This window comes from Gelidibacter salicanalis, from assembly GCF_007997285.1.
Lineage (GTDB): Bacteria > Bacteroidota > Bacteroidia > Flavobacteriales > Flavobacteriaceae > Gelidibacter > Gelidibacter salicanalis.
On sequence record NZ_VORX01000010.1, the window covers coordinates 14,096 to 34,703 of the forward strand.

General features: G+C 37.0%; 24 protein-coding genes. 20 read left to right on the forward strand and 4 right to left on the reverse strand.

Going from position 1 to position 20,608, the window contains the following annotated elements; genetic code table 11:
• Positions 1 to 12 precede the first annotated feature (12 nt).
• From efp to ES711_RS15130, 16 genes are all read left to right on the forward strand, one after another.
• Entirely contained in the window at positions 13 to 579 is a 567-nt protein-coding gene (efp, locus tag ES711_RS15055; RefSeq protein WP_146894138.1) for an elongation factor P, read from the forward strand.
• A gap of 122 nt (positions 580 to 701) precedes the next feature.
• Positions 702 to 1,637, forward strand: coding sequence for a UDP-3-O-(3-hydroxymyristoyl)glucosamine N-acyltransferase (locus tag ES711_RS15060; protein WP_146894139.1), 936 nt, complete (start codon positions 702 to 704; stop codon positions 1,635 to 1,637).
• Positions 1,637 to 2,044, forward strand: coding sequence for a nuclear transport factor 2 family protein (locus ES711_RS15065; RefSeq protein WP_146894140.1), 408 nt, complete (start codon positions 1,637 to 1,639; stop codon positions 2,042 to 2,044). The genes ES711_RS15060 and ES711_RS15065 overlap by 1 nt, the downstream gene beginning before the upstream one ends.
• A gap of 68 nt (positions 2,045 to 2,112) precedes the next feature.
• Complete coding sequence (gene sucD, locus ES711_RS15070; protein ID WP_146894141.1) at positions 2,113 to 2,988, forward strand: succinate--CoA ligase subunit alpha; 876 nt, start codon at positions 2,113 to 2,115, stop codon at positions 2,986 to 2,988.
• Between the two features lie 148 nt (positions 2,989 to 3,136).
• Positions 3,137 to 3,883, forward strand: coding sequence for a 3-oxoacyl-[acyl-carrier-protein] reductase (gene fabG, locus ES711_RS15075; RefSeq protein WP_146894142.1), 747 nt, complete (start codon positions 3,137 to 3,139; stop codon positions 3,881 to 3,883).
• Positions 3,884 to 3,967: 84 nt separating this feature from the next.
• A complete protein-coding gene (locus ES711_RS15080) occupies positions 3,968 to 6,001 on the forward strand; it encodes a DUF3244 domain-containing protein (RefSeq protein WP_146894143.1) in 2,034 nt (677 codons plus the stop codon).
• Between the two features lie 18 nt (positions 6,002 to 6,019).
• Positions 6,020 to 6,835, forward strand: coding sequence for a prohibitin family protein (locus ES711_RS15085; protein ID WP_146894144.1), 816 nt, complete (start codon positions 6,020 to 6,022; stop codon positions 6,833 to 6,835).
• Between the two features lie 315 nt (positions 6,836 to 7,150).
• Positions 7,151 to 8,008: an ATP phosphoribosyltransferase gene (hisG, locus tag ES711_RS15090; protein ID WP_146894145.1), complete on the forward strand. Its 858-nt coding sequence runs from the start codon at positions 7,151 to 7,153 to the stop codon at positions 8,006 to 8,008.
• Positions 8,009 to 8,091: 83 nt separating this feature from the next.
• Entirely contained in the window at positions 8,092 to 9,378 is a 1,287-nt protein-coding gene (gene hisD, locus ES711_RS15095) for a histidinol dehydrogenase (RefSeq protein WP_146894146.1), read from the forward strand.
• A complete protein-coding gene (gene hisC / locus ES711_RS15100; protein ID WP_146894147.1) occupies positions 9,375 to 10,412 on the forward strand; it encodes a histidinol-phosphate transaminase in 1,038 nt (345 codons plus the stop codon). Before hisD ends, hisC begins: the two co-directional genes overlap by 4 nt.
• A 10-nt stretch (positions 10,413 to 10,422) precedes the next feature.
• Positions 10,423 to 11,544: a bifunctional histidinol-phosphatase/imidazoleglycerol-phosphate dehydratase HisB gene (gene hisB, locus ES711_RS15105; protein ID WP_146894148.1), complete on the forward strand. Its 1,122-nt coding sequence runs from the start codon at positions 10,423 to 10,425 to the stop codon at positions 11,542 to 11,544.
• Positions 11,545 to 11,611: 67 nt separating this feature from the next.
• Entirely contained in the window at positions 11,612 to 12,193 is a 582-nt protein-coding gene (hisH, locus tag ES711_RS15110; protein WP_146894149.1) for an imidazole glycerol phosphate synthase subunit HisH, read from the forward strand.
• 1 nt (position 12,194) lies between these two features.
• Positions 12,195 to 12,929, forward strand: coding sequence for a 1-(5-phosphoribosyl)-5-[(5-phosphoribosylamino)methylideneamino]imidazole-4-carboxamide isomerase (gene hisA / locus ES711_RS15115; protein ID WP_146894150.1), 735 nt, complete (start codon positions 12,195 to 12,197; stop codon positions 12,927 to 12,929).
• Positions 12,930 to 12,943: 14 nt separating this feature from the next.
• On the forward strand, positions 12,944 to 13,699 hold the full coding sequence (hisF, locus tag ES711_RS15120; RefSeq protein ID WP_146894151.1) for an imidazole glycerol phosphate synthase subunit HisF: 756 nt from the start codon (positions 12,944 to 12,946) through the stop codon (positions 13,697 to 13,699).
• Positions 13,700 to 13,791: 92 nt separating this feature from the next.
• Positions 13,792 to 14,388, forward strand: coding sequence for a bifunctional phosphoribosyl-AMP cyclohydrolase/phosphoribosyl-ATP diphosphatase HisIE (gene hisIE, locus ES711_RS15125; protein WP_146894152.1), 597 nt, complete (start codon positions 13,792 to 13,794; stop codon positions 14,386 to 14,388).
• Positions 14,389 to 15,165 (forward strand): tRNA pseudouridine synthase A, encoded by a 777-nt coding sequence (locus ES711_RS15130; protein ID WP_146894153.1) that lies wholly within the window; start codon positions 14,389 to 14,391, stop codon positions 15,163 to 15,165.
• A gap of 24 nt (positions 15,166 to 15,189) precedes the next feature.
• Here the strand turns inward: ES711_RS15130 and ES711_RS15135 are convergent, their stop codons facing one another.
• Positions 15,190 to 15,609, reverse strand: coding sequence for a hypothetical protein (locus tag ES711_RS15135; protein WP_146894154.1), 420 nt, complete (start codon positions 15,607 to 15,609; stop codon positions 15,190 to 15,192).
• Positions 15,610 to 15,702: 93 nt separating this feature from the next.
• On the reverse strand, positions 15,703 to 15,930 hold the full coding sequence (locus ES711_RS15140) for a hypothetical protein (protein ID WP_146894155.1): 228 nt from the start codon (positions 15,928 to 15,930) through the stop codon (positions 15,703 to 15,705).
• Positions 15,931 to 16,136: 206 nt separating this feature from the next.
• On the opposite strand from ES711_RS15140, the gene corA reads away from it, so the two are divergent.
• The 3 genes from corA (at position 16,137) to ES711_RS15155 (ending at position 19,032) form a co-directional block, all read left to right on the forward strand.
• On the forward strand, positions 16,137 to 17,207 hold the full coding sequence (gene corA / locus ES711_RS15145; protein ID WP_246139215.1) for a magnesium/cobalt transporter CorA: 1,071 nt from the start codon (positions 16,137 to 16,139) through the stop codon (positions 17,205 to 17,207).
• Positions 17,208 to 17,406: 199 nt separating this feature from the next.
• Positions 17,407 to 18,300, forward strand: coding sequence for a mechanosensitive ion channel family protein (locus ES711_RS15150; RefSeq protein WP_146894157.1), 894 nt, complete (start codon positions 17,407 to 17,409; stop codon positions 18,298 to 18,300).
• Between the two features lie 48 nt (positions 18,301 to 18,348).
• On the forward strand, positions 18,349 to 19,032 hold the full coding sequence (locus ES711_RS15155) for a DUF2461 domain-containing protein (RefSeq protein ID WP_146894158.1): 684 nt from the start codon (positions 18,349 to 18,351) through the stop codon (positions 19,030 to 19,032).
• On the opposite strand, the gene ES711_RS15160 is transcribed toward ES711_RS15155, so the two are convergent.
• Positions 19,025 to 19,471, reverse strand: coding sequence for a hypothetical protein (locus ES711_RS15160; RefSeq protein WP_146894159.1), 447 nt, complete (start codon positions 19,469 to 19,471; stop codon positions 19,025 to 19,027). The genes ES711_RS15155 and ES711_RS15160 overlap by 8 nt on opposite strands.
• The gene (locus ES711_RS15165) at positions 19,468 to 19,881 is read right to left on the reverse strand and encodes a glyoxalase (protein WP_146894160.1); all 414 of its coding nucleotides are present in this window, start codon (positions 19,879 to 19,881) and stop codon (positions 19,468 to 19,470) included. Before ES711_RS15165 ends, ES711_RS15160 begins: the two co-directional genes overlap by 4 nt.
• 314 nt (positions 19,882 to 20,195) lie before the next feature.
• On the opposite strand from ES711_RS15165, the gene ES711_RS15170 reads away from it, so the two are divergent.
• A complete protein-coding gene (locus ES711_RS15170) occupies positions 20,196 to 20,582 on the forward strand; it encodes an acyl-CoA thioesterase (protein ID WP_146894161.1) in 387 nt (128 codons plus the stop codon).
• Positions 20,583 to 20,608: the final 26 nt, after the last annotated feature.

The following is a 20,608-nucleotide window of genomic DNA, read 5'->3' on the forward strand; positions in this document are numbered from 1 at the left end:
ATAACATTTAGAATGGCAACAACATCAGATATAAGAAATGGAATGTGCATTAAGTACAACAATGATATCTATAAAATCACCGAATTTTTACATGTCAAACCAGGTAAAGGACCAGCGTTTGTAAGAACCAAAATGAAAAGTGTAACCAATGGTAAAGTTTTAGACAATACCTTTTCTGCTGGACATAAAATCGAAGAAGTACGGGTTGAAACTCATAAATTTCAATTTTTGTACCATGATGGTGAATTTTACCATTTCATGAATCAAGAAGATTATACTCAAATTAGGTTGATAGAAGCTGCACTAGACCGACCAGAATTAATGAAGGAAGGGGAAGTGGTGACGATTCAAATCAACACTGAAGATAACCTGCCACTTTCAGTAGAATTGCCTGCAACTGTCACTTTAGAAGTCACGTCTACGGAGCCAGGAATTAAGGGAAACACTGCAACTAACGCGACTAAACCAGCGACTGTAGAAACTGGAGCGGAAGTAAATGTCCCTTTATTTATTAATGAAGGGGATAAAATTAAAGTGGAAACTGAAAAAGGAACTTATAAAGAGCGCGTAAAAGAATAGGTTTGGAAGTTTCAAAGTTTAGAACTGTTGATGATGTTGAATCTTCAAAGTTTTCAAGCTTCTAGCACTTCTAACTCCTAAACGAATAACTCATCCATTTAGAAATTCATCAAGAAAAGTAAATGAAATTCCCAAAACCATATACGTTAAAACAAATTTCTGAGATCATCGGTACCACCTTTGTTGGTGATGCTGATTTTCAAGTTTTGGGCATGAATGAGATTCATGTGGTGGAGCCTGGGGATATCGTTTTTGTAGACCATCCTAAATATTATGATAAAGCTTTAAAATCGGCAGCCACTATTGTGTTAATCAATAAGGAAGTGGATTGCCCGGATGGTAAAGCATTACTTATCAGTGATGATCCTTTTCGCGATTTCAACAAACTTACCCAGCATTTTAATCCGTTCCAAAGTGCGAATCAGAGTATTTCTGAATCGGCTAAAATCGGCAAAAACACGATAATTCAGCCCAATTGTTTTATCGGGCACAACGTTGAGATTGGCGAAAACTGTTTAATTCATGCCAATGTCATCATTTACGACGACACCATCATCGGCAACAACGTTACCATTCATGCCGGAACAGTATTAGGTGCAAGTGCCTTCTATTATAAAAAACGTCCTGAAGGCTTTGATCAATTGATTTCAGGAGGTCGTGTTGTGGTGAAAGACAACGTTCACATTGGTGCCTTATGCTCTATAGATCGTGGTGTTACAGGAGATACCATTATTGGAGAAGGTTCAAAACTGGATAACCAAATTCAAATTGGACATGATACCGTAATTGGCAAGAAATGTTTAATTGCTTCTCAAGCCGGCATTGCGGGCTGCGTGATTATTGAAGATGAAGTTACCATTTGGGGACAAGTTGGGAGTACCAGTGGCATCACCATTGGCACAAAAGCTATTGTCCACGCCCAAGCGGGGATCAGCAAATCTTTAGAAGGTGGTAAAACTTATTGGGGAAGACCTGCTCAAGAGGCAAAAGCGGAGTTGAAAGATAAAATATTTATCAAAAGAATACCAGAACTAATTGAACAATTAAAGAAAAAATAATGTCTGCAAAAGAATTTGTCAAATCTTTTTACGAATCTAATTTAGCCAACGGAATTGAGCTAGCGCCAAAATATTTCCATAAAGACTGTCAATTGCATTGGAATAGTTCTACAGGTTATAACGTAAAGGACTATGAAGGCATTATCCAGTTTTTTAAACATATTCAAGCCTCATATGATTCTGTAAGGGTTCAGATTAGCCACTTATTAGAAGATGGAGACCACGTTACCACAAGGTATACCATGTTTGTAAGCACCATTGAAGATCCTGAAAATGAACAGGCTTTAGCTAATTTTATAAGCATTTGGGAGCTAAAAGATGGCCAACTGTACAGAGGTTATGAAATCAGTCAAATGGTAGACGACAATATAGAAAGTTACAAATCATTTTCAGAAATAAAAGTTTAACAAAGACTTCCTAAGTGCTGTTAAAAAGATTACTTTTGCCAAGTCTTAAAATTTAAAAAATAATATAAATGAGCGTTTTAGTAAATAAAGATTCAAAGATAATTGTTCAAGGTTTTACAGGCAGTGAAGGGACTTTTCACGCTGAACAAATGATAGAATACGGAACAAATGTGGTTGGTGGAGTAACACCAGGTAAAGGTGGACAAAGCCATCTAGACCGACCTGTTTTCAATACTGTTGAAGACGCAGTAAAAGAAGCCAAAGCAGATACGTCAATTATTTTTGTACCGCCAGCTTTTGCTGCAGATGCTATTATGGAGGCTGCAGATGCGGGAATTAAAGTGATCATTTGTATCACTGAAGGTATTCCAGTTGCTGATATGATTAAGGCTGCCAATTATATTAAAAATAAAGACTGTCGTTTAATCGGTCCTAACTGTCCAGGAGTTATCACTCCGGGTGAAGCTAAAGTTGGCATCATGCCAGGTTTCGTTTTCAAAAAAGGAACTGTAGGTATTGTTTCTAAATCAGGAACTTTAACCTATGAAGCGGCTGACCAAGTTGTAAAGCAAGGTCTTGGTATTACTACGGCTATCGGTATTGGTGGAGATCCAATTATTGGAACCACAACTAAAGAAGCGGTTGAATTATTGATCAACGATCCTGAAACCGAATGTGTGGTAATGATTGGTGAAATTGGTGGACAGTTGGAAGCTGATGCTGCAAATTGGTACAAAGCTAGTGGTAGTAAAAAACCTATTATCGGATTTATTGCTGGTGAAACTGCACCTGCAGGTCGTACAATGGGACACGCGGGAGCTATTGTTGGCGGAAGTGATGATACCGCTCAAGCTAAAAAAGAAATTATGAGAGCTTGTGGAATTCACGTTGTGAATTCTCCTGCTGAAATTGGTAAAAAAGTAGCCGAGGTTATGGCTAAATAACCTTTTACAAATATTTAAGAACCTCACATTTTTGTGGGGTTTTTTTATTTCAAACAGCATCTAATCCTTATATTTGAATTGAGAACTATCAACCTAGTGAGGGTGCACACGTGTAATGAAGCCCGCATTCACTACTAAATTTATATTTATGAAATTACTACAAGGAAAAACAGCAATTATAACTGGCGCAAGTAGAGGTATAGGTAAGGGTATTGCCCAGGCTTTTGCTGAACACGGTGCAAATGTTGCATTCACATACAGTTCTTCTGCAGAATCAGCAAACGCGCTAGAAACTGAATTGAATACTTTAGGAATCAAAGCCAAGGGCTACCAAAGTAATGCGGCCGATTTTGATGCCGCCCAAAAATTGGCTGAAGAGGTGCTTGCCGAATTTGGAAGCATTGATATTTTAGTGAATAACGCCGGAATTACAAAGGATAATCTCTTAATGAGAATGGGTGAGGACGATTTTGATAAGGTTATTGAAGTGAACCTTAAATCTGTTTTTAATATGACTAAAGCGGTTCAACGCACGATGCTGAAACAACGCAAAGGGTCTATTATCAACATGAGTTCTGTGGTAGGTGTTAAAGGAAATGCAGGTCAAGCCAATTATGCCGCATCTAAAGCCGGTATAATCGGGTTTTCTAAATCTGTGGCCTTAGAGTTGGGTTCTCGTAATATTAGAAGCAACGTGATTGCTCCCGGATTTATTGAGACGGAAATGACTGCGAAATTAGATGAAAACACCGTAAAATCATGGCGCGAAGCGATTCCTTTAAAACGTGGTGGAACTCCTGAAGATATTGCTAATGTCTGTGTGTTTTTGGCGAGCGATTTAAGTGCATATGTCACAGGTCAAACCATCAATGTTGACGGAGGGATGCTGACCTAAAAGTTTCAATTTACGATTTACGAATTATGATTGTTACGAATCTTAAAATCCGTAGATTGTAATTCGTATATCGTAAATTTTATAATGCAAACAGAAACTCTTCTATACATTATATTAGCTGGAATTATAGCGCTTTCATTAGCGCTTTTTCAGTATGTCTACAAATCAAGACAGAAGAGTAAAGTGAATCTGTTCTTGACCTTTTTGCGGTTCATTAGCTTGTTTGCAATTTTTCTCCTATTGATTAATCCGAAATTTGACAAAACAACATACTTTAACGTCAAACCAAATTTACTAATCGCGGTAGATAATTCAGAATCGATTAATTTTTTAAACCAAATTGAAAACACGAACACTTTTATTGCGCTACTTAAATCTCACGACGCGTTAAATAAGCGCTTCGATCTCGAATTTTATAGTTTTGGTAAGGATGCTAGTCCATTGTCTGAGTTGACGTTTACTGACAAACAAACTAACCCAAGTGTCATTTTCGATCGGTTTTCGCAGGTTTACAATGAGGTCATTGCGCCCATAATTTTAGTGTCGGATGGAAATCAAACTTACGGTAGCGATTATGAATTTACCACCCAAGATTATAAACAACCTATCTTTCCTATAATATTGGGAGACACCATCCGCTATAATGATTTAAAGATTGAACAACTCAACGTCAATAAATATGCATATTACAAAAATAAGTTTCCAGTAGAACTTATTGCCGTGTATAACGGCAATGAAAATGTTAGCACAGCTTTAACGATTACTTCCGGAGATAAAACTGTGTATTCTCAAAATTTGACGTTTAGGCCAGAGCAATCCAGTCGCGTAGTGACCTTAAATTTGCCAGCGAACAGTTCTGGTGTGCATGCCTATAAAGCAGAGTTAAAGCCCATATCCAACGAAAAAAATACCATTAATAATAGCAAGAATTTTGCGGTTGAAGTGATCGACCGGAAGACCAAAATTGCTATTATATCTTCAATCACACACCCAGATTTAGGGGTGTTGAAAAAAGCTATAGAAAGTAATGAGCAGCGCGAAGCAGCGATTCTAACTCCATCCGAGTTTAACAATATAAGTATTGATTTTCAACAAGCTATACTATATCAGCCTAACAATAGCTTTAAGACCACTTATGAGATTTTAGAAAATTTAAAATTGAATACTTTTACAATTTTAGGCACTAAAACCAATTGGCCGGAGCTAAATACATTGCAATCTGAGTTTAAGCAAAACGTCACCAATCAGTATGAAGAGTACCAATCTGCCTTAAATATAAATTACAGCACTTTTATTATAGACGATTTAAATTTCTCAGATTTTCCGCCTTTGCAAACAGAGTTCGGTCCTCTTGTGTTTTCCATGCCTACAGAAACCATCTTGTACAAAACGGTTAATGGTATTCAACTAAAAGAACCCTTGCTGCTCACTTATGAAATAAATCAAAAAAGAGGCGCAGTCCTGAACGGTGAAGGCATTTGGCGTTGGAGAGCTCAACATTATCTTAACGAAAAATCATTCCTTGACTTTGATGATTTTATTGGAAAAATTATTCAATATCTTGATTCGAATCAACAAAGAAGCCGATTAAACGTTTCCTATGAGTCGTTTTATGATGGCAATGATAACGCAATAATATCAGCCCAGTTTTTTAATAAGAACTATGAATTCGATACTACTGCCAACCTTGAAATTACCGTCACCAATCAAACTAATAAGGTGACGCAAACCCTGCCGTTTATTTTAAAACAAAACATTTATCAGGTTGATTTGAGCGGACTTCAGGCCGGCGACTATCAGTTTGTTGTAAAACATCAAAGTGAACATATTTCAAAATCTGGTGAATTTAAAATTTTAGAGTATAACGTCGAACAACAATTCTTAAATGCGAATGTATCAAAACTTCAAAATGTGGCATCTAACAGTAAAGGAACTGCTTATTTTATTGAGGACAGCAACGGAATCGTCGCTCAGCTGTTAAACGACGAAAGGTTCGTAACCATTCAAAAAAGCACTAAAAAAGTCGTACCTTTGATAGATTGGAAATTTCTACTCGCCTTAATCGCGTTAAGCCTTTCTACGGAATGGTTCATTAGAAAATACAACGGATTAATTTAAAAAAACTATTTATTATTTATGGAAAAATTACCTAAGATCGCATTACCTGTTATTATTGGTGCAATTATTTTAATTATTATCATTGCTAAATCAGCAGTTACTGTCGATTCAGGACAAGCAGGGGTGTTGTATAAAACTTTTGGAGGTGGTGTAGTGACTGATGAACCAGCACTTGGTGAAGGATTTCACGTAGTAGCACCTTGGAACAAGGTATTTATTTACGAAGTAAGACAGCAAGAAATTTTTGAAAAGATGAGCGCTTTATCTTCAAATGGATTGGATATCAAATTGGACGCATCTATTTGGTTTCAACCTGAATATGAAAATTTAGGAAAATTACATCAAGAAAAAAGTGAAATGTATAAAGAGCGTATCTTATTGCCAGCTGTAAGATCAGCAGCAAGAAGTGTTGTTGGGCGTTACACCCCAGAGCAATTGTACTCTAGTAAAAGAGATGCTATTCAATCTGAGATTTTTGAAGAAACTAAAAATTATGTCGATGATCAATACATTCAACTGATTGATATTTTAGTGCGCGACGTCACTTTGCCTCCAACAATTAAAGACGCAATTGAACGCAAATTAAAGCAAGAGCAAGAATCGTTAGAATATGAATTCCGATTGGTTACCGCGGCTAAAGAAGCAGAGAAAGTAATTATTGAAGCTCAAGGTAAAGCGGATGCCAACAGAATTTTGAGCGCATCCTTAACTGACAAAATTCTTCAGGATAAAGGTATTGAAGCCACCGTTAAATTATCTCAATCTACTAATAGCAAAGTTATTGTTATTGGTTCAGGAGATTCGGGATTGCCTGTAATTTTAGGTAATCAATAAAGTAAAAGCCTGATAGTGTAGGTATTGAAAATTCTTTTAAATTTTTTCATTCTATCATTAGGATTTATAAAATTTATTTTACGACATTTGTAAAACATAAGAAGAACATGAAGTTTATTCAATCACATCATCACCATCATCATATTTGCACTTAAGCGAACTGAAGATGTATTGAATAAAGTCAACATATTTTAAAACCGTTTGAGTAACTCAAGCGGTTTTTTTGTTTCTATTTATTTAGAAATCTCACCAACAGGTTTACTCAGACAACACTTAAGTTTAACTAAAAAGACACCCACCTTAGTGGGCACTACAATGAGTAAATTAAAAATAGCAGTACAAAAATCGGGTCGTCTACACGACGATTCCATGAAGCTCCTCAGCGATGTAGGCATTTCAATAGACAATGGTAAAGACCAATTAAAAGCGTCTGCCAAGAATTTTCCCTTGGAAGTCTTTTATCTTCGTAATGGCGATATCCCGCAATACCTTAGAGACGGCGTGGTGGATGCAGCCATTATAGGTGAGAATATTCTAGTAGAAAAAGGCAATGATATATCCGTTGTTGAAAAATTAGGATTTTCTACCTGTAAAGTTTCTATTGCCGTACCTAAATCCTTCAAATACAAATCTTTTAAGGATTTAGAAGGTAAACGAATAGCTACATCCTATCCCAACACCGTAAACCAATTCTTGGAGAAAAACAAGATCTCAGCTCAACTGCACATAATTAATGGCTCTGTAGAGATTGCTCCTAATATTGGGCTCGCTGATGCAATCGTCGATATAGTGTCCAGTGGAAGCACCTTGTTTAAAAACAATTTAAAGGAGGTGGAAGTGCTATTGAAGTCTGAGGCCGTATTGGCAGCATCACCATTAATTTCCGCTTCTGATGAAGCTATATTAAAACGCTTACAATTCCGGTTTCAATCGGTTTTAAAAGGGAGACAGTCTAAATATGTCCTTTTAAACGCTCCCAATGACAAGCTCGATAAAATCATCAGTGTCCTGCCCGGCATGCGTAGTCCAACCGTGTTGCCCTTGGCGCAAGAAGGCTGGAGCTCCATTCATTCCGTAATTACCAAAAATGAATTTTGGGATGTCATTGATGATCTGAAAGCAAATGGGGCTGAAGGAATTTTAGTTTGTCCCATCGAAAATATGGTGGTATAAATTTAAAATAATAAAGTTCAGAAAAATTCAACCTTCGAGTCAAGCTTGAAATAAAAGATGGACACGAACATAATATCAACGCAATGAAAATTATAAAAAACCCTGATAGATCAGCTTGGGCGGATTTAATTAAAAGACCAACCCAATCCCTAGAAAGCATCGAAGAGACCGTGGTTCAGATTTTTGATGATGTCCAAAGAAATGGCGATGTGGCAGTGCAAAAGTACACCTCGCTTTTTGACGGCACAGATGCTGAGCTCACCACTGTAACCAATACAGAAATCACAAATGCAGCTCAAAAAGTTTCTGAAGATTTAAAATCAGCAATTCAAGTTGCCAAACAAAATATCGAAACTTTTCATAGTGCTCAGAAAACCGGTAAAATTGAGATAGAAACCATGCCTGGCGTCATGTGTTGGCAAGAAAAACGTGCTATTGAAAGAATAGGTTTGTACATTCCGGGAGGAACTGCACCGCTCTTTTCAACGGTGTTAATGTTAGCAGTGCCTGCACAACTTGCGGGCTGTAAAGAGATTATTCTTTGTACGCCACCCAATAAAAATGGTGTGATTGCCAATGAAATTTTATTCGCTGCACAATTGTGCGGAGTCACAAAAATTTATAAAGTAGGAGGGATACAAGCGATTGCAGCCATGACTTTTGGCACTGATACCATCCCGCAGGTATATAAAATTTTTGGCCCAGGAAATCAGTTTGTCACCGTAGCAAAACAATTGGCCACAAAATATGGAGTCGCGATTGATATGCCAGCAGGACCGAGTGAGTTGCTGGTTGTCGCGGATGACAGTGCAAATCCTGCTTACGTTGCCTCAGATTTGCTAAGTCAGGCTGAGCATGGTGCCGATAGTCAAGTTATTTTAGTCTCCAATTCTGAGGCCCTGCTAACAGCGGTCGAATTAGAAATCCAACAGCAATTGACCGCACTGCCAAGACAAGCTATGGCACAAAAAGCCATTGACAATTCTAAATTGATTTTAATAGGAGATGATCAAGATGCTTTAGATTTTATTAATGCTTACGGACCCGAACATTTTATTGTATGTACTCAAAACGAGATCTTTTTTTTAGAAGGTATACGTAATGCAGGCTCTGTATTTGTTGGAAATTATACCCCAGAAAGTGCGGGAGATTATGCTTCTGGCACCAATCACACCCTGCCAACAAACGGCTACTCCAAAGCGTACTCAGGGGTTAATTTAGACAGTTTTTCTAAAAGTATGACCTTTCAAAAAATTAGCAAAGAAGGCTTAAAAACTATAGGCAAAACCATTGAACTCATGGCGGATGCCGAGGGTTTGCAAGCACATAAGAATGCGGTCTCTATCCGATTAAATGATTTGGCAAAATGAGCATACAACACTTAATAAGACCGACGATACAAGCTTTAAAGCCGTATTCCTCGGCGCGAGACGAATTTAAAGGGGAAAAGGAAGATTTAATTTTCCTCGATGCCAATGAAAATCCTTTTGATAATGGCATCAATCGGTATCCAGACCCCCAACAGACCGCATTGAAATCCGTACTCTCTGAATTGAAAAATGTACCTGTCGCCAATATTTTGTTAGGCAACGGAAGTGATGAAGTTCTGGATTTGTTGATCCGGATGTTCTGTGAGCCAAATGTAGATAATATCGTTATTCTTCCGCCTACCTATGGTATGTACGAGGTGTTGGCAAATATCAATGCAGTAAAAACCTTAAAGGTTAATTTATCAGCAGAAGAATTTCAGCCGCAAACCGCAAAGATTTTAGAAACGGCGGATGCAAATAGTAAGATTCTTTTTTTATGCTCACCAAATAATCCTACAGGTAATAGTTTTAAAGTGTCCACAATCGAAGGTTTGTTGAACGATTTCAAAGGAATAGTGGTTATTGATGAAGCTTATATCGATTTTTCAAGTGATAAAAGTTGGGTGTCCAGACTTCAGGAATTTCCTAATTTGGTCGTCACCCAAACCTTGTCAAAGGCATATGGCATGGCGGGCATTCGTTTGGGAATGTGCTTTGCATCATCAGAAATAATAGCCACCTTAAACAAAATTAAACCCCCGTATAATGTCAACACCCTGACTCAAAAAAGAGCTATTGAAGGATTTAAAAATAGTAGACTTTTTGAAACCGAAATAGGCTGTTTATTAGAAGAAAGGAAAGTTTTAAGTAAAGCTTTAGAGGATGTCAATTTCGTGAAGAACATTTATCTTTCTGATGCCAATTTCATCATGATCAAAGTTGATGATGCCAATAAACGTTACCAACAATTAATTGATCATGGCATCGTAATTCGCAACAGAACGAGCCAACCACTTTGTGACAATTGTTTGCGTCTTACCGTGGGTACCACAAAAGAAAATACACATTTAATTGAAACCTTAAAGAGCTTATAAAAACATCATCATGAAGAAAAAAGTTTTATTTATAGATCGCGATGGCACTATCATTTTAGAACCCAAAGATTATCAAATTGACAGTTTTGAGAAACTCCAGTTTTATCCTAAAGTGTTTCAGTATTTAGGGCGAATTGCGCGCGAATTAGATTATGAATTGGTCATGGTCACCAACCAAGATGGTTTGGGCACCGACTCATTTCCTGAAGACACATTTTGGCCGGTTCATAATTTTATGGTCCAAGCCTTTCAGTCGGAAGGCATCAATTTTAAAGCGCAATACATAGATCGCTCGTTTGAAGAGGACAATGCGCCCACTCGCAAACCAAGAACAGGATTGCTGCACAATTATCTGACAGAAGATTATGATTTGGAAAATTCCTTTGTTATCGGAGATCGGTTAACAGATGTTGAATTGGCCAAAAACTTGGGAGCGAAAGGGATTTATATGAATGCGCTCACGGAAAATGAACCCTCTACAGAAGAATTACGTAAGTATATTGGACTGGCTTCAACAGACTGGGAAACGATTTATAACTACTTAAAAACAGAAGATCGGACCGCGAGTTTGGAACGCAATACCAACGAGACCAAAATTGCCATCCAACTGAATTTAGATGGAACTGGTAAGAGTAGGATAGATACAGGAATTGCTTTTTTTGACCACATGTTAGATCAGATTGCGCGTCACGGTCAATTGGATTTAGATGTTAAAGTAAAAGGTGACCTTGAAGTAGATGAACACCATACAATTGAGGATACTGGCATAGCTTTGGGTGAAGTTTTCGCAAAGGCCTTAGGCAATAAATTGGGTGTTGAACGCTATGGTTTCTGTTTGCCCATGGACGACTGTTTAGCGCAAGCTGCAATTGATTTTGGCGGTCGGAATTGGTTGGTTTGGGAGGCGGAATTTAAGCGTGAAATGATTGGTAAAATGCCTACCGAAATGTTTTTCCATTTTTTTAAATCCTTAACGGATGGGGCAAAATGTAATTTGAATATCAAGGCTGAAGGCGATAATGAACACCATAAAATTGAAGCAATTTTCAAAGCTTTTGCCAAATCAATAAAAATGGCCATTAAGCGCGATCTGGAAAAAATGATTCTGCCGTCCACCAAAGGGGTACTGTAGATTAGTAAAAAAACAACAGCATGGTTATAAGAAATTTAAGCGCTAAAACGCATTTTATAATGAATATATGAAGGTAGTTATCATAGATTATGGTGCGGGAAATACCAAAAGCGTTCAATTTGCTTGTAATCGGTTAGGATTCGAACCGCTATTAAGCAAAGATCCAGAGGTCATTACAGCAGCGGATAAGGTGATTTTTCCTGGGGTCGGGCAAGCGCGTAATGCGATGAATATGCTCAAAACTTCAGGATTGGACAACCTTATTCCGCAGCTTAAACAACCTGTACTTGGCATTTGTTTGGGAATGCAATTGTTGTGTCGCAGTACAGAAGAAGGGAATACCAAAGGTCTTGGCGTGTTTAATGTAGAGGTCAAGCGTTTTTCTAATACCGTCAAAGTGCCCCAAATGGGCTGGAACACCATCCTCAATTTGGAATCCAATCTTTTTGAAGGCATAAAAAATGAAGCTTATATGTACCTTGTGCACAGTTATTATGCTGAGCTTTGCGAGCATACAATTGCCCAGACGGATTACGACTTAAAATACAGTTCTGCGCTCAGAAAAGATAATTTTTATGGGGTGCAATTCCACCCCGAAAAAAGTAGTACTGAAGGCGCGCAGATATTGAAGAATTTTTTAAAATTATAACATGAGAATAATACCAGCAATAGATATTATAGACGGAAAATGCGTGCGTTTAACCAAAGGCGATTATAACACTAAAAAAATATACAATGAAAATCCGCTAGAAGTCGCTAAGCAATTTGAAGCTTCAGGTATTGAATATCTGCATTTGGTCGATTTGGACGGTGCAAAGGCCCAGCATATTGTCAATTACAAGGTTTTGGAGCAAATTGCTTCTAAAACTGGTTTAAAAATCGATTTTGGTGGTGGACTTAAATCGAATGAAGATTTGCATATTGCTTTTAATTCTGGCGCCAAACAGGTTACTGGAGGAAGTATTGCGGTGAATGACCATCGGACCTTCGAGTCCTGGTTAGCGCAATATGGCTCGGCTAAAATTATTTTAGGAGCAGATTGTAACAACGGAAAAATCGCAATTAGCGGATGGCAGGAGGAAAGCAGTCTAGATGTGATTCCTTTCATTAAAAATTACCAACGCCGGAAAGTGCAATACGTCATCTGTACGGATATTGCAAAAGATGGCATGCTAGAAGGCCCGTCCTTTGATTTGTACAAGAATATTATCGAAGAATGTTCTAATAGCAGTTCTGGTCAATCTATAAAATTAATTGCTTCTGGGGGGATTTCGCATATTGATGAACTTCCAAAACTTCAGCAAATGGGCTGCGAAGGTGTGATTATCGGAAAGGCTATTTATGAAAACAAGATAAGCCTTCAGGAATTGGAGCAATTCTTATAAAATGTAACTAACAGATGCTTACAAAACGAATCATTCCGTGTTTGGATATTAAAAACGGTCGTACCGTTAAAGGGGTTAATTTTATCAACCTAATTGATGCTGGAGATCCTGTGGTTTTAGCGAAACAATATGCTGAAAAAGGTGCAGATGAACTTGTGTTTTTAGATATTTCAGCCACTTTAGAGGGGCGAAAAACGACTTTAGATATGGTATTAAAAGTTGCCGAACAAGTAAATATTCCCTTTACGGTGGGCGGCGGAATCGCATCAGTGGAAGATGTAGATGTGCTTTTAAGATCTGGTGCTGATAAAGTTTCCATCAACTCTTCAGCCATTAAACGTCCAGCGTTAATTAATGAATTGTCCAGCAAATTTGGCAGCCAATGTGTTGTCGTTGCCATTGATGCCAAGCAAATTGACGGCCAATGGATCGTGCACTTGGCAGGTGGCAGCGTGCCAGCCCAACTAAATCTTTTTGATTGGGCAAAAGAAGTAGAGGCAAGAGGCGCGGGAGAGCTCTTATTTACTTCCATGGACCATGATGGTACTAAAGATGGATTTGCCAATACAGCCTTGTCAAGATTGTCATCTGAATTGAACATCCCGATTATTGCTTCGGGAGGTGCCGGAACCATACAGCATTTTGTAGATACCTTTCTAATAGGAAAAGCCGATGCGGCGCTGGCGGCAAGTGTGTTTCATTTTGGTGAGATAGAAATTAAAGATTTAAAAGAAAATTTAAAGCGCAATCAAATTGAAGTGCGACTTTAGAAGATGTCCATATGATACACATTTTTAAGAATCTGTCATTTGAAATTAGTATGAATTAGAGAAAAGAATGGCTTAATAAAATACAGAAAACAATGAATTTAAAATTTAATACTGAAGGATTAATTCCCGCCATCATTCAAGATGCTACGACCAAAAATGTATTGATGCTGGGTTATATGAATGCTGATTCGTTTAAAATAACCCAAGACCTGAAAAAAGTCACATTTTATAGTAGAAGCAAAGGGCGGTTATGGACTAAAGGTGAAGAAAGTGGAAATTTTCTAAACGTGGTAGACATCAAGTTAGATTGTGATCAAGATACCTTGTTGATTCAGGCGCACCCCGAAGGTCCCACGTGTCATAAAGGCTCAGACACCTGTTGGGATGAGCGTAATAGTCCTAATTTCGGATTTATTTCGCATTTGGAAAATACCATAGAAGAACGTCGCAGTAACGCTACACCTGAAGAATCATACGTAGCATCATTGTTTGCTAAAGGCATTAATAAATTAGCTCAAAAAGTAGGTGAAGAGGCGGTAGAGGTGGTGATTGAAGCCAAAGATTCTAATGATACCCTGTTTTTAAATGAAAGTGCGGACTTGCTATTTCATTACCTCATGTTGCTCCAGGCTAAAGGCTTTAGATTGGAAGATATCGAGAGCGTGCTCAAAAATCGGGAGAAAAAATAAATGAACTATTTTTATCTGATCAATATACAGTACTTAGGGTTTCGTTATCATGGTTGGCAAAAGCAGCCCAAACTAAAAACGGTTCATTTAATGATTGATAAAACCTTAAATTTTGTATTTGGGGGCGAGATTAAATTCAAGTCGTTGGCCGTGGGAAGGACAGACGCTATGGTATCCGCCAATAATACCGCCTTTGAATTGTTTGTAGAACAACCCATCCTAAATTTTGACATTTTTATTGCCCAGTTCAACTATTACCTGCCACAAGATGTCCGAGCAGTAGCGATGCAGGCTGTAGACAAGGATTTTAATGTTATTCAAAACGCTAAAATCAAGGAATATATATACGTTTTTGCGCACGGGCAGAAAGCCCATCCCTTTTGCGCTTCCCTGATGACCACGTTTAGAGATGTTTTGGATATTGACCTTATGGCGCAGGGCGCTGAGCTATTTATTGGTACACATAATTTTAGAGGTTACTGCTCTAAAGTATCTGAGAAAGGCTTGTACACAAGAACGGTAGCACATTGTGAACTTATTCCTAATACACTCATTACCGCCAGTTTTTTTCCTAAAGCGTCTTATCTCTTAAAAGTTCATGGGGAAGGCTTTGGTTATAATCAAATCAGGACCATGATGGGTACGCTGGTAAAACTTGGTCGACACGATATCACATTGACCGATATTTCAGAAAGTTTAAAGCCAAACAGTACTTTAGTAATGGATTTTATAGCACCAGCATCCGGGTTGATTCTGAATCGTGTGGCGTTTGAATGAATTTTAATCTGAAATTTTAATTTTTTAGGTCAGCCATTTTCTAGCCACGGCACGTTTTGAAAACCAAATTAGAAATACTGAAATCACCATGATGGCTAAGCTTAAAAAGATATCTCTTGGATTGACTTCAGTCAGGATGTAAAACTGCTGCAAGCCGACTGCTAAGAACGAGACAATAAATAAAACGTAAGCCCAACGTTTGCGAAGGAGTAGGGAAATAGACCCTAACAATCCGGCAAATACCGCAATAGCAAATACGGAAATATACCAAGTCGGCAAATCGGTATAGATGGTTTGCTCGGTTTTTGAGAGTTCTGTCAGTTGCGCTTCGTTCATAAAAGCGTGTGCCAGGTAGTTGTAGACGCCAATAGCATTCCATAAAAAGGCAATAATGCTTACCACCCAAAAGTAGACTGGAGGCTTATTTAAACTAGTAAAATTCATAAACTGTCGGTTTTGAGATTTAAAACACAACAATTTATGAATTTTTTGGTAAGGAATAGCACGAATTTCTAAATGGCTGTTTTAAGAGATGAATTAATCCTCATCTACTACATGAAGTACGGGCGTTTTATTTACCCATTTTCCATTTTTAGATTCGCCCAAGATGTAGACTTCCTTTGTCAATTCATACTCTTTGATCGTTCGAAGCATGTGTTCTTTGGTATCTCTATGGATTTTTATTCCTGTAGTTTTTCCTTTATTTCTGATTTCTATATAAAAACCGTCTCTAAATTTGATAGGTCTTGTAGGTGGTCTTCCCATGAATTTAAATGTTTGAAGTATTTAACTCGCATATTAAACAAAATAATGTCAAAAAGCAAACGTTAATTGAACTTTTCAAATATAGGCCTCTATAAGTTCTAACTTATAGATTATTGATAGTAATTTTATATTCACAAATTGAGCTACACTATAGAGAAAAAAAAGTTATTTTTAAACCATTGATGTGCAAAAGAAATCGATATCTAATGAGATCTAAAAAGAAAAAAAAATCATATAAAACAATCAATCGCTCCCCTGGTTCTGCCCATTATCGCGGTAAAAAGCAGTCGACCGTTACTGCCGTCGATATTATAAATTATACTAAGGAGGATTATCATAAATTTGAAACGGAGAAGGTAGAAGACGCGTTTCATTTAAAAGGAAATAACAAAGTTACTTGGATTAATGTTAATGGCCTTAATAACACCTCCGAAATTGAGAAGTTGGCGCATCATTATGGCCTACATCCTTTGACCTTAGAAGACATTCTGAACACTAACCATCGGCCAAAGTTGGACGAGTTTGATAATTATTTATTCATTGTTCTAAAAATGTTGTATTTTAAAGACGATGAAGAATTGGTCTACGAGCAAGTGAGTATCGTTGTGGGAGACGATTATGTGTTAACTTTTCAGGAAGCTGACGGCGACGTTTTTGATGATTTAAGGCTCCGAATAAGTTCAGGAAAAGGTCGAAGCCGCAGTTTGGGATCAGATTATTTGACATTTGCCATCATGGATGCGGTGGTGGATAATTATCTGACCGTTATTGAAGCTTTTGGGGATAAGATTGAAGATATAGAAGAGTATATTTTTGATGCCAACGCAGAAAGTGATCATACAGCAAATACCATTCAAGCTCTAAAACGCGAGGTGCTTAAAATCAGACGCTCGGTGATGCCATTAAGAGAAGTCATCAACCGACTGGAAAAAATTGAGCACCCTATTGTCAATGAAAAAACCCGTAATTTTATAAGGGATTTATATGACCATATTGTGCATGTCAATGAAAGTATTGAATCTTACCGAGAAATGGTTTGGAGTTTACTGGATATGTACATGACCATCATTAGCAATAAAATGAACGAAGTGATGAAGGTGCTTACCATAATCGCCACCATTTTCATTCCTTTAACTTTTATCGCAGGGATTTATGGGATGAATTTTGATTACATCCCAGAATTACATTATAAATATGCGTATTTTATTTTGTGGGGCTTTATGATCTTTATATTCTTGATGATGTTAATCTACTTCAGAAAAAAGAAATGGCTGTAATACTTTTCTGGTTACCACTTACTTAATCGCGCCTATTTTATACCATAAAGCAATTGATACACTATTTACTGAAACACAACATAAGAGTTCTTTAAGCCTGCTGAACAGAAGTATTTGGCTTCTGTATTGAACCTCATAAGTTTAATTAAACTATACGTAGCGCAATTGATATTAACCTTTAAATTTTAAAATTAATTATATGAGAGATGAATTAAACAAATCATTAGACACGCTCATGGACAAGTTGTTGGGCTGGATGAATGCGATTATTGAGAATATTCCAAATTTAGTGTTGGCTATTATAGTGATGACAATAGCGTTTTTCATGGCGAGATATGTCAGCAAACTTGTCCTAAAACTGGTGGGGAGTCGTGTACAACAAAAATCAGTGAGTAATATCATTGCCAGGTTGACCACTATTTTTGTAGTCTTTGTCGGATTGTTTTTAGCTCTAGGAATTTTAAATCTTTCCCAAACACTAACTTCACTCATTACCGGAGCAGGTGTTTTAGGATTGGTAATTGGTCTGGCTCTTCAAGGTACTTTATCCAATACCATCTCAGGAATTGTCATTTCATTTAGAGATAAAATTCAAATTGGACATTGGGTAGAAACTAATGACTTTGCTGGTGAGATTATTGATATCAATTTAAAGAATTTCACCTTAAAGGAATCGGATAACAACATGGTGTTAATTCCCAATAAGACCATTCTCGAGACGCCAATGAAAAACTATTCGTTGACGCCGTTTATTAGAGTAACAGTCTCTTGTGGGGTGGGCTACGAGTCCGATTTGGAGTTTGTAGAATCCTTAACTAAAAAGACTTTAGAAGCTAGCTTTGAGAAAATTGACGACATGAAACCTGTAGAATTCTTTTTTACCGAATTTGGAGACAGTTCTATAAATTTTAAATGCCGATTTTGGATTGAAGGCACCAGAAATGTCCATAAACTTAACGCCACCAATACAGCGATAATTGCGATAAAGAAAGCATTTGATAAAGAAGGTATTAACATTCCGTTCCCAATTAGAACACTTCAATTTAATAATAAATTGACGGTCAATCAAAATCCTGACCAAACTGACAGCTAAACAATTGAAAATTTGTTTGCTAACTTTGCGCTTAAAATTTACTTCTCTATGACCTTATCAAGTACATTCTCCAAAGATTTATTAGTGTTTTTAGCACACTTAAAAGTAAATAATAACAGAGATTGGTTTAATGAACATAAAAATGAATTCACAAAACTTCAAATGGCCGCGAAACAAAATTTTAATCGGCTATTTGAAGCATTAAAAGTACATGATGATGTAGATCAGGTTAAAATATTCCGTATTCACAGAGATGTGCGATTTTCTAAAAATAAATTGCCTTATAAAAGCCACTTTAGCGGTTCTTTTCAGAGGCGTAAGCCAGAATTACGCGGGAGCTATTACTTACATATCCAACCTGATAATAACTCATTTATAGCGGTGGGTTTTTGGGATCCTTCCAAAGAGGATTTGTTGAGAATTCGCAAAGAATTTGAAATGGACGACGCAGACATTCGAGCCATTATCGGCAATAAAAAATTACGTAACGTTTGGGGTGAACTGACGGGAGATGAGCTTAAAACCGCTCCCAAAGGTTTTGATAAAGTACATAAGGCCATTGATTTGATTCGTAAAAAACAGTTTGTATTCACCAAAACGTATACGGATGCAGAAATCCTGTCTTCAAATTTTTTAGAGAATGTCAACGCATCTTTTATAGCCATCAGGCCATATTTTGATTATATGAGTGATGTGCTCAACACCAATAGCAATGGGGAGTCACTTATATAATTTCAGTAATCGTAAACGTGTTGCCATTAAATTCAACCTTTTCGCCAATGGTTTTATTATTTAAAAGTAAACCAATAGGAGAGCTGGGTGAAATTGCAAAAATACTTAAGGCATCCAAATCAATTTTTCCAGCACTAATGGAAATAAAGAAATGATTGGACGTCGTTTTAACCAAACTCCCAAGGGAAACAGAACTGTGTACGGACTTCGCACTAATGGTTCTTAAACTGTCCAACATTTTTTGGGCATCAATTAAATGGAGCGAATTTTTCTCCAAGTCATTAAACAACTTACCGTTTCCGGAATCGTCATCGTTTCCGTTTCCTTTGTCATTGCTTTCTATGGAATCTTTAATAGTTTCAATTTCATTTTTATAATTGGCAATTCGTCTGTTAGCATAATCATAACAAGCTTGTAGAACATCACTTTTTAAATTCATAGCACGGGCGCCATTTCTGGCCTAAAGAGTTGGATATGACTAACCAAACGCTCCTTTACAAGGTTCATCATGCGCTTGTTGAGCGCGGATGAATTTTCGGTATAAACGGTGTATTCTTCAATAGTAAATTGACCAATGATCATTCCTTTTATTGAATTTCTCAGTTTCATATCTTTGTTAATGGCATTTTCAATATAGTCCAATTGTTTCGGCAAAGATATATCATAAAACACATTTTTGTGCTTCCCAATATAATTTTTAAACACCGCAATGATTAGGTCGTTTTGGAGCTTTAATAAAGGTCTCAAAGTGCCATTTTGAAATCGCTCCTCACTGCTCATCGTGTCGTAGATTCTAGCACTTGAAATGCCAGGTCTTATTTTCAGAAGATCTTCTGTTCTATTTATCATAATTTTCGATTTAATTAAATTTATGCATAATGCCCTGTATATAAGTTAAGGGCTATAGATGTTGTTAACTACGTTATTAACAACACTCTTATTTTAAACACATTTTAGCAGTACCGAAAATTGTAAATAGGCGTGGTAACTATAAAATAGCATTATAGTCAGTAAAAATTTCAATATGATTAAGGTTGCCATTGCAACTGTGCTACCTTTGTAGGTAATAAGCACAGTCGAATTTAGCTGACAACCATTTATATGTCTTGGCTTATTTTAAGTGCTTATCCGACTTAGATAATAAGAACAAATTAAATTTTTTTATGAGATTTCATACACGTAAATGGGTAAAACCTGAAGATCTAAATCCCAACGGCACCTTATTTGGAGGTCAATTATTGGCTTGGATCGATGAAGAGGCAGCACTCTATACCGTCATTCAACTTGAAAATTCTAAAATCGTAACCAAATATATTTCTGAAATCAATTTTATGAGTTCCGCCAAACAGGGAGATATCATTGAAATTGGCATGGATGTTGTCAAATTTGGAGGCACTTCTGTGACTTTAAAATGCGAGGCCCGAAATAAAATGACTAGAGAAACAATACTCACCGTGGACAATATTATTATGGTGAATTTGGGTCAGGATGGCAAACCAGCTCCGCATGGAAAAACAGAAATTGAATATGTAAGAAATCGATTGCTTTAATTTTTTCAAATACCATAACAAAATAT

Bases quoted from the DNA above. Each gene is read 5' to 3' on its own strand.
- efp (WP_146894138.1), top strand. From the start codon at position 13: ATGGCAACAACATCAGATATAAGAAATGGAATGTGCATTAAGTACAAC.
- ES711_RS15060 (WP_146894139.1), top strand. From the start codon at position 702: ATGAAATTCCCAAAACCATATACGTTAAAACAAATTTCTGAGATCATC.
- ES711_RS15065 (WP_146894140.1), top strand. From the start codon at position 1,637: ATGTCTGCAAAAGAATTTGTCAAATCTTTTTACGAATCTAATTTAGCC.
- sucD (WP_146894141.1), top strand. From the start codon at position 2,113: ATGAGCGTTTTAGTAAATAAAGATTCAAAGATAATTGTTCAAGGTTTT.
- fabG (WP_146894142.1), top strand. From the start codon at position 3,137: ATGAAATTACTACAAGGAAAAACAGCAATTATAACTGGCGCAAGTAGA.
- ES711_RS15080 (WP_146894143.1), top strand. From the start codon at position 3,968: ATGCAAACAGAAACTCTTCTATACATTATATTAGCTGGAATTATAGCG.
- ES711_RS15085 (WP_146894144.1), top strand. From the start codon at position 6,020: ATGGAAAAATTACCTAAGATCGCATTACCTGTTATTATTGGTGCAATT.
- hisG (WP_146894145.1), top strand. From the start codon at position 7,151: ATGAGTAAATTAAAAATAGCAGTACAAAAATCGGGTCGTCTACACGAC.
- hisD (WP_146894146.1), top strand. From the start codon at position 8,092: ATGAAAATTATAAAAAACCCTGATAGATCAGCTTGGGCGGATTTAATT.
- hisC (WP_146894147.1), top strand. From the start codon at position 9,375: ATGAGCATACAACACTTAATAAGACCGACGATACAAGCTTTAAAGCCG.
- hisB (WP_146894148.1), top strand. From the start codon at position 10,423: ATGAAGAAAAAAGTTTTATTTATAGATCGCGATGGCACTATCATTTTA.
- hisH (WP_146894149.1), top strand. From the start codon at position 11,612: ATGAAGGTAGTTATCATAGATTATGGTGCGGGAAATACCAAAAGCGTT.
- hisA (WP_146894150.1), top strand. From the start codon at position 12,195: ATGAGAATAATACCAGCAATAGATATTATAGACGGAAAATGCGTGCGT.
- hisF (WP_146894151.1), top strand. From the start codon at position 12,944: ATGCTTACAAAACGAATCATTCCGTGTTTGGATATTAAAAACGGTCGT.
- hisIE (WP_146894152.1), top strand. From the start codon at position 13,792: ATGAATTTAAAATTTAATACTGAAGGATTAATTCCCGCCATCATTCAA.
- ES711_RS15130 (WP_146894153.1), top strand. From the start codon at position 14,389: ATGAACTATTTTTATCTGATCAATATACAGTACTTAGGGTTTCGTTAT.
- ES711_RS15135 (WP_146894154.1), bottom strand. From the start codon at position 15,609: ATGAATTTTACTAGTTTAAATAAGCCTCCAGTCTACTTTTGGGTGGTA.
- ES711_RS15140 (WP_146894155.1), bottom strand. From the start codon at position 15,930: ATGGGAAGACCACCTACAAGACCTATCAAATTTAGAGACGGTTTTTAT.
- corA (WP_246139215.1), top strand. From the start codon at position 16,137: ATGAGATCTAAAAAGAAAAAAAAATCATATAAAACAATCAATCGCTCC.
- ES711_RS15150 (WP_146894157.1), top strand. From the start codon at position 17,407: ATGAGAGATGAATTAAACAAATCATTAGACACGCTCATGGACAAGTTG.
- ES711_RS15155 (WP_146894158.1), top strand. From the start codon at position 18,349: ATGACCTTATCAAGTACATTCTCCAAAGATTTATTAGTGTTTTTAGCA.
- ES711_RS15160 (WP_146894159.1), bottom strand. From the start codon at position 19,471: ATGAATTTAAAAAGTGATGTTCTACAAGCTTGTTATGATTATGCTAAC.
- ES711_RS15165 (WP_146894160.1), bottom strand. From the start codon at position 19,881: ATGATAAATAGAACAGAAGATCTTCTGAAAATAAGACCTGGCATTTCA.
- ES711_RS15170 (WP_146894161.1), top strand. From the start codon at position 20,196: ATGAGATTTCATACACGTAAATGGGTAAAACCTGAAGATCTAAATCCC.